The sequence below is a fragment of the Roseateles sp. GW821-FHT09H11 genome (genome assembly GCF_059415845.1).
The window spans coordinates 85,329-97,040 of record NZ_JBWKOA010000010.1; the positions used below are offsets into that span (position 1 = coordinate 85,329).

The 11,712-nt window shown below is 70.9% G+C and carries 11 protein-coding genes; 10 read left to right on the forward strand and 1 reads right to left on the reverse strand.

Annotation, left to right across the window (positions count from 1 at the left end; translation table 11 throughout):
• Positions 1-25: 25 nt before the first annotated feature.
• Positions 26-985, reverse strand: coding sequence for a tetratricopeptide repeat protein (locus tag AC07PR_RS27990; protein ID WP_377158002.1), 960 nt, complete (start codon positions 983-985; stop codon positions 26-28).
• Positions 986-1,155: 170 nt separating this feature from the next.
• Here AC07PR_RS27990 and purE point away from each other — a divergent pair, with 170 nt between their 5' ends.
• The 10 genes from purE (at position 1,156) to AC07PR_RS28040 (ending at position 11,655) form a co-directional block, all read left to right on the forward strand.
• Positions 1,156-1,620 carry a 5-(carboxyamino)imidazole ribonucleotide mutase gene (gene purE / locus AC07PR_RS27995; RefSeq protein ID WP_495137337.1) on the forward strand — a complete coding sequence of 155 codons (465 nt, stop codon included), beginning with the start codon at positions 1,156-1,158 and terminating at the stop codon, positions 1,618-1,620.
• A complete protein-coding gene (locus AC07PR_RS28000) occupies positions 1,620-2,780 on the forward strand; it encodes a 5-(carboxyamino)imidazole ribonucleotide synthase (protein WP_377158000.1) in 1,161 nt (386 codons plus the stop codon). The genes purE and AC07PR_RS28000 overlap by 1 nt, the downstream gene beginning before the upstream one ends.
• An 85-nt stretch (positions 2,781-2,865) precedes the next feature.
• Positions 2,866-3,870, forward strand: coding sequence for an L-threonylcarbamoyladenylate synthase (locus AC07PR_RS28005; protein ID WP_377161600.1), 1,005 nt, complete (start codon positions 2,866-2,868; stop codon positions 3,868-3,870).
• Positions 3,871-3,892: 22 nt separating this feature from the next.
• Positions 3,893-4,831, forward strand: coding sequence for an SGNH/GDSL hydrolase family protein (locus tag AC07PR_RS28010; protein WP_483108698.1), 939 nt, complete (start codon positions 3,893-3,895; stop codon positions 4,829-4,831).
• A 255-nt stretch (positions 4,832-5,086) separates the two neighbouring features.
• Positions 5,087-6,484, forward strand: a complete 1,398-nt coding sequence (locus AC07PR_RS28015; RefSeq protein ID WP_495137201.1) for an alpha/beta hydrolase family protein — start codon at positions 5,087-5,089, stop codon at positions 6,482-6,484.
• Positions 6,485-6,514: 30 nt separating this feature from the next.
• Entirely contained in the window at positions 6,515-7,213 is a 699-nt protein-coding gene (locus AC07PR_RS28020; protein WP_377157994.1) for an OmpW/AlkL family protein, read from the forward strand.
• A 94-nt stretch (positions 7,214-7,307) separates the two neighbouring features.
• Positions 7,308-8,030 carry a tRNA (adenosine(37)-N6)-threonylcarbamoyltransferase complex dimerization subunit type 1 TsaB gene (gene tsaB / locus AC07PR_RS28025; protein ID WP_377157992.1) on the forward strand — a complete coding sequence of 241 codons (723 nt, stop codon included), beginning with the start codon at positions 7,308-7,310 and terminating at the stop codon, positions 8,028-8,030.
• Positions 8,027-8,524, forward strand: coding sequence for a ribosomal protein S18-alanine N-acetyltransferase (gene rimI / locus AC07PR_RS28030; RefSeq protein ID WP_377157990.1), 498 nt, complete (start codon positions 8,027-8,029; stop codon positions 8,522-8,524). Before tsaB ends, rimI begins: the two co-directional genes overlap by 4 nt.
• Positions 8,521-9,549: a uracil-DNA glycosylase gene (locus tag AC07PR_RS28035; RefSeq protein WP_377157989.1), complete on the forward strand. Its 1,029-nt coding sequence runs from the start codon at positions 8,521-8,523 to the stop codon at positions 9,547-9,549. The genes rimI and AC07PR_RS28035 overlap by 4 nt, the downstream gene beginning before the upstream one ends.
• Entirely contained in the window at positions 9,550-11,655 is a 2,106-nt protein-coding gene (locus AC07PR_RS28040) for a putative bifunctional diguanylate cyclase/phosphodiesterase (RefSeq protein WP_495137202.1), read from the forward strand.
• Positions 11,656-11,712 lie beyond the last annotated feature (57 nt).

Consider the following 11,712-nt stretch of genomic DNA (forward strand, 5'->3'; position numbering starts at 1 on the left):
GAAGTCAGCCGACTTCGGGGTCAGGTCAGAACAGCGCCATGCTCAGCTTGCGGCGGTATTGGTCGACCAGCGGGTCGGCCGGCGCCACGGTGCTGTGGCCCGACAGCTGCAGGCCGCCAGCCTGCGGCGCGGCGGCGCCGTGCGCCGCCTGCACCGGCTTGGTCATGATCTCGAGGATCGCGACATAGGTCTTGCGCGCCAGCTGGTCGTTCCAGGTCTTGTCACGCATGATGATTTCGAGCAACTCTTCCATCGCGCCGGTGAAGTCGCGGCCGGCGAAGAGGCCCTGCGCGAGCGCGAAGCGCGCGTCGAAGTCGCGCTTGTTGTTGGCGATCGCCGATTGCAGCGCGGCCGGGTCCAGGCCTTGCTCGGCACGCTCGGCGGCAGCGATCCAGGCGGCAAGCGCCTTGAATCTCGCGTGCGGCGTGATCGTGTCCGCCGCCTGGTGCGCCACCGGCGCGAAGGCAGCCTTGGCGTGTTCGAGCTGGTCGTCTTCCAGCAGCGCGCGGATCAGGTCGAAGCGCGCCACCTCGTTGTTCGGATCGGCCAGGACCGCGGCCTGCAGCTTCTCCAGCGCGCCGTCGGCATCGCCTTCCTCGAGCAGCGCCTGCGCCTCGGCCAGGTCCTCTTCGGCCTCGAGCGCCTCGCCGGTCGGCACGTGACGGTCCAGGAACTCGCGGATCTGCGCTTCGGGGATCGCGCCGACGAAACCGTCCACCGGCTGGCCGCCGACGAACATCACGCAGAACGGGATCGAGCGCACGCCGAAGGCCTGGCTCAGCTGCGTGGCGATCTCCGGCTGGTCGTCGCTGTTGAGCTTGGTCAGCTTCCAGCGGCCCGCGTAGGCCACCTCCAGCTTCTCCAGCATCGGCCCCAGCGTGCGGCAGGGGCCGCACCACGGCGCCCAGATGTCGAGCAGCACCGGCTGCTGCATGGAGGCCTGCAGGAGGTCGGCTTCGAAGTTTTGGAGGGTGATGTCGGTCATGGTGGGGCAGGGCGGGAGCGGGCGGCGACGCGATCCTGTCGGAACAGGAACGGCAAGAACGGCACCTGAGGCTCCCCGCCTACAATTCAAGGTTTCACGATTTGACAATCGAGGACCGACCCGTGAGCAGCGCCACCACTCCCGACATCGCCCCCGTCATCGGCGTGGTGATGGGCTCCAGCAGTGACTGGGAGACCATGAAGCACGCCGCCGACATTCTCACCGAGTTCGGCGTGCCGTTCGAGGCACGGGTTGTTTCGGCCCACCGCATGCCCGACGAGATGTTCGCCTACGCCGAGCAGGCGGAAGGCCGCGGGCTGCGGGCGATCATCGCCGGCGCCGGCGGCGCCGCCCACCTGCCGGGCATGCTGGCCGCCAAGACCCTCGTGCCGGTGCTCGGCGTGCCGGTCGCCAGCCGCCACCTGCAGGGCGTGGATTCGCTGCACTCGATCGTGCAGATGCCCAAGGGCATCCCGGTCGCGACCTTCGCCATCGGCAACGCCGGCGCGGGCAACGCGGCGCTGTTCGCCGTGGCCGTGCTGGCCCGCGACAACCCGGACCTGCGCGCGAAGCTGGACGCCTTCCGCCGGCGCCAGACCGCCGCCGCCGCCGCGATGACCGAGGAGCTGCGCTGATGCCGCTGCTGCCGGGTGACGCGACGCTGGGCGTGCTGGGAGGCGGCCAGCTCGGCCGCATGTTCGTCCACGCCGCCCAGGCGCTGGGCTACCGCTGCGTGGTGCTGGACCCGGATGCGTCCAGCCCCGCCGGGGCCGTCGCCCAGGAACACCTGAAGGCCGATTACCTGGATCCGGCGGCGCTCGACGACCTCGCGCGCCGCTGCGACGCGGTCACCACCGAATTCGAGAACGTGCCCGCCCGCGCGCTGGAGCATCTGGCCCGGGTGCGCGTCGTCGCGCCCGGCGCGTCCGCCGTGGCGGTCTGCCAGGACCGCGCCCGCGAGAAGGCCCACTTCGACGCCAGCGGCGTGCCCTGCGCGCCGTACGCGGTGCTGCACACCGCCGCGGATCTGGCCGCGGTGCCGGACACGCTGCTGCCGGGCATCCTCAAGACCGCCCGCCTCGGTTACGACGGCAAGGGGCAGCGCCGCGTCGCCGACCGGGCGCAGCTCGCCGCCGCCTTCGATGAACTCGGCCGCGTGGACTGCGTGCTCGAACAGATGCTGCCGCTCGCGCTGGAGCTGAGCGTGCTGGTCGTGCGCGGCGCCGACGGCGAGGTCGTGACCTTCCCGGTCCAGCAGAACCTGCACCGCGACGGCATCCTCGCCGTGACCGAGGTGCCCGCGCCCGACGTGGACGATGCGCTGCAGACGCAGGCGCGCCGCTCGGCCGCCGCGATCGCGACCGGCATGGGCTACGTCGGCGTGCTGTGCGTCGAGTTCTTCGTGCTGAAGGACGGCCGCCTGGTCGTCAACGAGATGGCGCCGCGCCCGCACAACTCGGGCCACTACACGATGAACGCCTGCGACGTCTCGCAGTTCGAGATGCAGGTCCGCGCGATGGCCGGCCTGCCGCTGCGCGAGCCGCGCCTGCATTCGCCGGTGGTGATGCTGAATCTGCTGGGCGATCTGTGGTTCGACGCGCAAGGGCGGGAACGGACGCCCGACTGGGCCGGCGTGCTGGCACTGCCCGGCGCCGAGCTGCACCTGTACGGCAAGGCGCAGGCGCGCCATGGCCGCAAGATGGGCCACCTGAACGTGATCGGCGCGACCGCCGAGGACGCCCGCGCGAGCGCTCGGCGCGCCTGCGCGCTCCTCGGCCTGCCCGAGGCGTGGTGAGGCCGAGGGCGTGGGCGATGACGCAGAGAACGACGCGGGTAACGACGCGGGTAACGACGTGGTGATGGGACGTGGTGATGGCGTGATGACGGAGTCCGGCTTCCAGGTGCTCGATGGCCAATCGCCCGACGCGGTGCGGGCCACCGCGCGCGTGCTCGCCGCGGGGGAGCTCGCGGGCGTGCCGACCGAGACCGTCTACGGCCTGGCCGCGCGGGCCGACCAGGACGACGCGGTCGCCAAGATCTTCGCCGCCAAGGGCCGCCCCAGCGACCACCCGCTGATCGTGCACGTGCTCGACGAGCAGGGCGCCCGGGTCTTCGGGCAAGACCTGTCGCCGGTCGCCCACCAATTGATCGAGGCCTTCTGGCCCGGCCCGCTGACGCTGATCGTCCGCCGCGTGCCCGGCATCGCCGCGGCGGCCGCCGGCGGGCAGGACACGGTGGGCCTGCGCTGCCCGTCGCATCCGGTCTTCCGCGCCCTGATGGCGGAGTGCCGCGCCCTCGGCGTCGAGGGCCTGGCCGCGCCGAGCGCCAACCGCTTCGGCCGCGTCAGCCCGACCACCGCCGCGCACGTCGCCGACGAGTTCGACCCCGGCCTGACCGTGCTGGACGGCGGTCCGTGCGAGGTCGGCATCGAATCGACGATCGTCGACGTCAGCCGCGGCGGCCTGGTGCTGCTGCGGCCCGGCGTGCTGACCCCGGCGCAGTTGGAAGCCGCCGCGGGCCTCGCTTTACACGCGCCCGACGCACAGGCGCCGCGCGCGTCGGGCACACTCGCTGCGCATTACGCGCCGCGGGCGACGGTCCGGCTGATGGGCTCGGAAGCGTTACGCGCCGCGCTGGCGGGCGACCGTCCGGCGGGGCTGGCGGTATATTCCCGCTCGTCCTTCGCCGGGACCGGCGCGCCGGCGCTGCACCGGGCCATGCCGGCCCAGGCGCGCGCGGCGGCGCGTCAGCTGTTTGCCGTCCTGCGCGAGCTGGACGCGGCGGGCGCGACGGAGATCTGGATCGAGGCGCCTCCGCAAGAGGCCGCCTGGGATGGGGTGCGGGACCGCTTGTCCCGCGCGGCGGCGGCCTTCGCGCCCCGCTGAGTTTTCGAGATTTGGAGAGTTCATGAAGAGTGTGAAGCGCCACCTGGCCGTGCTGCTGGGTGCGACCGCGATGCTGGCCGCCTGCGGCGGCGGCGGCGAGCAGATCGACCCCTTCCGCGCCACGCGCGTCATCGCCTTCGGTGACGAGACGAGCACCATCCGCAGCGACGGCACGAAGTACTCGATCAACGGGACCGACGCGACCACCGCGGCCGTGACCTGCACCTTGAACCAGGTGTGGACGCAGCAGGTTGCCGCGCGTTTCGGCCTGGTGTTCGCCGAATGCAATCCGGACAAGCTGGCCACGCCGACCGCGCGCATGTATGCCACCGCCGGTGCCAAGGTCGCCGACATCACCGGGCAGATCGACCGCCAGTTCGCGCTCGACGGCTTCAACTCGAAGGACCTGGTCACCATCCTGGCCGGCGCCAACGACGTGCTCGAGCTGTACGCGCAGTACCCGGCGCAGGACGCCGGCACGCTGGGCAACGCGGCGCAGGCGCGCGGCGAGGCCCTGGCCGCGCAGGTCAACCGCATCGTCGACGCCGACGGCCGCATCATCCTGTCCACCGTGCAGGACATGGGCCTGTCGCCGTTCGCGATCCGCGAGAAGGCGGTCCACGCCGACACCGATCGTGCCGCGCTGTTGACGGAACTCTCACGCCGCTTCAACGCCGGCATGCGTCTGAAGATCCGCAACGACGGCCATTACATCGGCCTCATCCTGACCGATGAGCTGATGGGCACGATGAGCCGCTATCCGACGCTGTACTCCGCGTCGAACTCGACGGACGCCGCCTGCCTGGCGAGCTCGCTGCCGCCGGTCTGCACCGACAAGACGCTGGTGGCCAACGCCACCTCGGCCACGCACATGTGGGCCAGCGATCGTCTGGTCGGTCCGGTGATGCACAACAACATGGCCTCGCAGGCCATCAACCGGGCGACGAACAACCCGTTCTGAGACCGATCCTGACGCGCGCATCGCGCGCAGTCTGATGACGGAAGTGTTGCAACCGCGCCTCGATGGGGTCAGGTTGTGCGTCCGTCGTCCCAACGACCCTGGCATGCTGTGGCTTGTCAGGGTTTTCCTTTTGTAAGCGCCGTCGGGCGTGCGCTTAAAGTGATCCCTGAGAAAAACGAACGACCGTTCGATTTAGTGCCGACCGCGATCGCCGGGACGGTGCAGACGACGGAGACAACCCCTGGAGAAGTCCGAATGAACAGCCAATTCAAACTGGCCAGCCTGACGCTGGCCGCCGTGGCCATGCTGAGCGCCTGCGGCGGCGGCAGCAATCCTTCGAGCGATGATCCGCCGCCGGCGCGCGGCACGCTGGAACTGGGCCTGAAGGCCGGCGCGGCGACCGCCGCCCAGATCGACGCGGGCACCGCGGCGAAGGGCGTGCAGGCGATCAGCGGCAAGGCCGCGTGCGACGTGGACGTGCGCTACGTCTACTACTGGACGCGTGATCCCCAGGGCCTGCCGGCCACCGCCTCCGCCGCCGTGCTGGTGCCGGCTGGCACCGGCGCCGCCTGCACGGGCAACCGCCCGGTGGTGCTCTATGCCCACGGCACGACGACGGACCAGGCCTACAACATCGCCGACATCCAGAACAACGCCGAAGGCTCGCTGGTCGCGGCGTTCTACGCCGCCCAGGGCTTCATCGTCGTGGCGCCGAACTACCTCGGCTACGACCGTTCGGGCCTGCAGTACACGACCTACCTGAACGCCGAGCAGTCCGCGATCGAGATGATCGACGCGATGCGCGCCGCCCGGACCCACCTGGCCGCCGAGAGCGCCGTGAAGCCGTCGGCCAAGCTGCTGCTGGCCGGCTACTCGCAAGGCGGCCACGTGGCGATGGCGACGCAGAAGGTGATGGAGCGCGACTACGCGACCGAGTTCCCCGTCACCGCCGCCGCGCCGATGTCCGGCCCGTACAACCTGGTGGGCTTCAGCGACCAGATCGTCAACACCGGCCCGGTCAACGCCGGCGCGACGCTGTTCCTGCCGCTGATGCTGACCAGCTACCAGAAGGCCTACGGCAACATCTACTCGGCGCCGACCGACGTGTACGCCGCGCAGTTCGCCGCGACCGCGGAGACGCTGTTCCCGTCGAAGAAGTCGATCACCACGCTGATCCAGGAAGGCAAGCTGCCGAACGATCCGACGTTCACCAACCTGTTCGGCGCCGGTGGTCTGCTGAACCCCGCGTTCAAGACCGCGTACCCGACCTCGAACTTCCGCACGGCGCTGCAGACCAACACGCTGCTGGGCTGGACGCCGAAGGCGCCGGTCGCGCTGTGCGGCGGCTCGGGCGACCCGACCGTGTTCTTCACCAACACCGTCCAGGCGCAAGCCGACTTCGCCACGCGCGGCAAGCTGTACCCGGCGTCCAACCTGGAAAGCTCGGCCTCGATGGCCTGGGCCGGCCAGGTGACGGCGGCGACGATCGCGGGCGGCTTCGCACAAGCCAAGGCGGCCACGTCCGCCGCGGCGGGCGGTGGCGCGGCCGGTGCGGCAGCGGTGCAGGGGGCCTATCACGGCACGCTGGTTCCGCCGTTCTGCAATGCGCTGGCGCGCGGCTTCTTCCAATCGGTCCTGGCTGCTCAGCCGTAATCGCCGACGACCAGCACGGAGACATCATTCATGAAGAAGAACATCACCCTCATCCTGGCCGCTTCGCTGATGGCACTGGCGGGCGCCGCCCGCGCCGAAGAGCCGGCGGTCGGCACGCACACGGTCTACCTGGGCCTGGCCCACATCGACGTGAACAGCAAGGCCGCGCCCCTGGAAGGCGGCAGCAAGCAGTTCCCGGCGCCGGGCGCGCAGATCCGCGTCGGTGACGCGACCACCACGGGCTTCGGCTACACCTACCGCTTCGCGCCGCGCTGGAGCGGCGAGATCGCGCTGGGCATCCCGCCGTCGCACAAGATCTACGGCAACGGCGTGCTCGCCAACGCCGGCCAGATCGCGGTCGTGCGCCAGATGCCGCCGACGGTGTTCGTGAACTACCACCTCGGCGAATGGATCCCGAAGTTCCATCCCTTCGTCGGCGCGGGCGTGAACTACACCTACTTCGAGAAGAAGCGCAGCACGCCCACCGGCGACGCGATCAGCGGCGGCCCGACCCGCATCACGCTGGAGAACTCGTGGGGCCTGGCCGCCCACGCGGGCTTCACCGTGGCCTACACGAAGCAGTGGTCGCTGAACGCGACGGTCGCCTACGCGGACGTGCGCAGCAAGATGCGCTCGTTCACGACGACCAAGGACGGCGTGGAAGAGCTGCACACGGACATCAACTTCCGTCCGGTGGTGTACACGCTGTCGCTGGGTTACTCGTTCTGATCGGCCTTCCAGGCCGATCCCTGATCGACATCGCGCCCCACGGGGCCGGGGGATCTCCCGGCCCCGCGACGTCCCGGGCCACTACACTTCAGCCATGAGCGTGTTGCTGGCCCTGGATAGCTCGACCGAACACATGGCTCTGGCCCTCGTGGGCCAGGGCCATGATGCTTTTGTGGACGCCGATGGCGGGGCCCTGGCCTCCCAGCGGCTGGTCCCCGACGTGATGGCGCTGCTGAAGCAGGCCGGCCTGCCGCTGGCCGCCGTGGATGCGGTCGGTTTCGGCCGCGGGCCAGGCGCGTTCACGGGGCTGCGCACCGCGTGTTCGGTGGCGCAGGGCCTGGCGTTCGGCGCGGGCAAGCCGGTGCTCGCCCTGGACAGCCTGATGCTGGTCGCCGAGGACACGCGCCAGCAGCTCCTCGCTGCCGGTGGGGAGCTACCATCGCTCGACGTGTGGGTCGCGATGGACGCCCGCATGAACCAGATCTACCTCGGCCGCTACCGCTGGAACGGCGCGCGGTGGTCGACGACCCTTGAGCCGGTGCTGACGGACCTCGATCCGCTGCGCGCGCTGTGGCAGGACGAACCGCCGACGATCGTCGCCGGCTCGGCACTGGGCGCCTTTGCGCTGGAGACCGGCGCGGCCCGGCGTTTCCCGACCACCGCCTCGCGCGCCCGCGCGCTGGGCGCGCTCGCGCGCCAGGCCTTCGATGCCGGCCTCGCGGAGGACGCCGCCAACGCGTTGCCGCTGTACGTGCGCGACAAGGTGGCCCTGACCACCGCCGAGCGCGAGGCCGCCAAGGGAGCGCCCACGAGATGAGCGCCCAACCCCGCGATCTGGCCTGGCCGCCGTCGCTGCAATCCTTGCAGCCGCTGCGCGCGCTGGACCTCGACGAGGTGATGGCCATCGAGGCCGTCTCCTACAGCCATCCGTGGACGCGCGGCAATTTCATCGATTCGATGGCTGCGGGTTACGTCGGCTTCGTCATGCGTGACGAGCAGGCGCGGCTCTGCGGCTACTTCCTCGCGATGCAGGTGATCGACGAGATGCACCTGCTCAACATCACCGTGACCCAGGAGCGGCAAGGGCAGGGACTGGCGCGGCGCATGCTCGACGCGCTGGGCCTGCTGGCGCGGGCCCGCGGCTGCCACCAGGTGTGGCTGGAGGTGCGCGAGAGCAACGTCCGCGCGCGCCGGCTGTACGAGCGCTACGGCTTCGTGCAGAGCGGCCTGCGTCGCGGCTACTACCCTGGCGCGGATGGCCGCGAGGATGCCATCCTGATGACGCTGCGCCTGATGGAGCCCGCCCCATGAGCTGGAACGATCGTCAACGCGCGATGCTGGAGGCGATGGGCCTCAAGCTGTGGACGCCCGCTTCCGGCGCGGCGCCGTCGACCGAGGCGCCTGCGCCTGTCGCGCCTGCTGCGCCCGTCGCGCAACGTGCCGTGGCGCCCGCGCGATCGACCGACCCGCACGCCGCGCCCGCGGCGCGCGCGCCGATGGTCGACGCCGAGGTCGCCCTGGCGGAGCCGCCCGCGCCGCGCCGCGCGCCGGAAGCCCCGGCGAGGACACCGTCCGCCGCGCCCAACGTGGCTCCCGTCGCGGCCCCCGTGGCTGCCTCCGTTGCGGCACCGGTGACCGCGGCCGCTGCGGCCGATGCCGCGCTCGCCCAGGCCCGTGGCCTGGCGCGCGAGGCCGTCGCCCGCCTCGACTGGCCCGGGCTGCGCGACGAGGTCGCGTCCTGCCGCGCCTGCGGGCTCTGCGAGTCGCGCAAGAACACCGTGTTCGGCGTGGGCAACGAGCGCGCGCACTGGATGGTCGTCGGCGAGGCGCCGGGCGAGCAGGAGGACCTGCAGGGCGAGCCCTTCGTCGGCGCCGCCGGCAAGCTGCTGGACAGCATGCTGCGCGCGGTCGGCCTGAGCCGCGGCGAGGGGACGCCGGAACGGCAGGTCTACATCGCCAACACGCTGAAGTGCCGGCCGCCGCGCAACCGCAATCCGGATCCGTCGGAGCTCGCGCAGTGCGAGCCCTTCCTGCAACGCCAGATCGAACTGATCCAGCCGCGCATCATCCTGGCGATGGGCCGCTTCGCGGTGCAGCAGCTGCTGCGCAGCCAGGAGCCGATCGGCCGGCTGCGGGGGCGCGTCCACCGCTACCAGGGCGTGCCGCTGGTGGTCACGTACCACCCGGCCTACCTGCTGCGCAACCTGCCGGACAAGGCGCGGGCGTGGGAGGACCTCTGCCTCGCGCTGAAGACGCTGGATGAGCAGCCGCCGCGCGCGGACGATGCCGCTGCGAGCGCACCGTCCGCCATGTCCTCGACAGCCGGGACGGACTGAATGAAAGCGCCGGTGCCGCCCCTGCCGCCGGCCTGCCCGGCGCCCTCGGCCGAAGACCAGGCCGCGCAGTTCCGGCTGCTCGCGGACAACGTGCCGGTGCTGATCGCGGTCTTCGACGCGGCCACGCGCACCTGCCGTTTCGCCAACCGCCAGTACGCGCGCAGCTTCGGCCTGGACGAGGCCAGCGTCCTGGGCCGCACCTTCGCGCAGATCATCGGCGAGGACGCCTCGCTGGAGATCGAGCCCCACGTGCAGCGCGTGCTGCGCGAACGCGTCAGCGTCAGCTACGAGCGGCGACTGGAGCGCCGTGACGGCAGCCCGCGCTGGATCGAGGTCAACCTGATTCCCTACATGCCGCCGGGCGCAGACGAGGTGCAGTCCAGCTTCGTGCTGATCTCCGACATCACCCGCTTCCGCGAGGCCGAGCTGGCCGTGCGCGACTCCGAGGAGCGGATGGGCAAGTTCATGCAGGCGTCGATGGAGGGCATCGTCTTCCACCGCGACGGCGTGATGACCGACGTCAACCCGCCGCTGTGCGAGCTGGTGGGCTACACGCTCGAGGAACTGGTGGGGCGGTCGGCCCTGTCGATGATCGCGCCGGATCAGGTCGACACGGTGCGCGACGTGATGATGAGCGGCACGGAGACCCGCTACCCGACGGCGATCCTGCATCGCAGCGGCGAGCGCATCGACGTCGAATTCATCGTGCGGACCCTGTGGCGCAACGGCGAGCGCCTGCGCATGACGATCGTCCGCGACCTGCGTCCGCACCTGGAGGCGCTGGCGCGCATCCAGCACCTCGCGCAGCATGATCCGCTCACCGGCCTGCTGAACCGCGCGACCTTCATGGAGCGGCTGCGCGAACGGCTCTCGCAAGGCAATGCGCGCCGCGCGGCGCTGCTGTTCATCGACCTCGACAACTTCAAGCGGGTCAACGATTCGCTGGGTCACCTCGAAGGCGACCGCGTGCTGCGGACCGTCTCGGAACGCCTGCGCGGCGGCCTGCGCGGCAGCGACCTGGTGGCGCGCTTCGGCGGCGACGAGTTCGTCGTGCTGCTCGAGGACGTGCATCAGCGCAAGGACGTGCAGACGGTGCTCAACGCGCTGCTGAGCGTCGTCGAGGTGCCGGTGCAGGCCGACGGCCGCGACCTGTCGGTGACGCCGTCGATCGGCGTGGCGATGTACCCGGAGCATGGCGAGTCGCCCGAGGAGTTGCTGCAGCACGCCGACACCGCGATGTACCTGGCCAAGACCGCGGGCCGCGCGACCTACCGCTTCTTCGAGCACGCGATGGCCGAGAACGCCTACGCGGACCTGGTGCTCGAGACCGAGCTGGCGCAGGCGCTGACGGCCGACCAGTTCGTGCTCTTCTATCAACCGCAGGTCGACGCGCGCACCGGCGAGCTGGTCGGCGCCGAAGCCCTGCTGCGCTGGCGGCACCCAGAGCGCGGGCTGCTGACGCCGGATGCCTTCATCGTCGTGGCCGAGCGCCATCGCCTGATGCTGCCGCTGGGCGAGTGGGTGATGTACGAGGCCGCGCGGCAGACGCGCGCCTGGCATGAGCGCGGTGTCGCGTCGGTGCCGATCGCGGTGAACCTGTCGAGCATGCAGTTCCGGCTGGCGAGTTTCTCGAAGTCGGTGGCCCACGTGCTGAAGACGGCCGGCGTGCCTGGTGAGTGGCTGGAACTCGAGCTGACCGAACGCATGCTCACCGAGGAGATCGACCGCCTGCCCGAGCTGCTGCAGACGCTGCGCTCGCAAGGGCTGGCGATCTCGATCGACGACTTCGGCACCGGCTACACGGCGCTGAACCAGCTGACCCGGCTGCCGCTGGACAAGCTCAAGATCGACCAGAGCTTCGTGGCGGTGCTGCCGGACGATCGCGGCGCGGCCGCGATCACGCGCGCCATGGTGCAGATGGCCAAGGGCCTGGGCCTGCGCGTCGGCGCCGAAGGCGTGCGCAACGCGCGGCAATGGCACCTGCTGGCCGAGTGGGGCTGCGACGAGCTGCAGGGCGAGGTGATCGCGCCGGCGATGCCCGCCGAGGAATTCGAAGCCTGGCTGGCCGAACGCGGTCAGCCGACGCTTCCCAGGATCGACACATGACTTCCAAGTTGCCTGATTCCGCCCGCCTGAACGGCGCGGCGTCCGCGCCGCATGGCG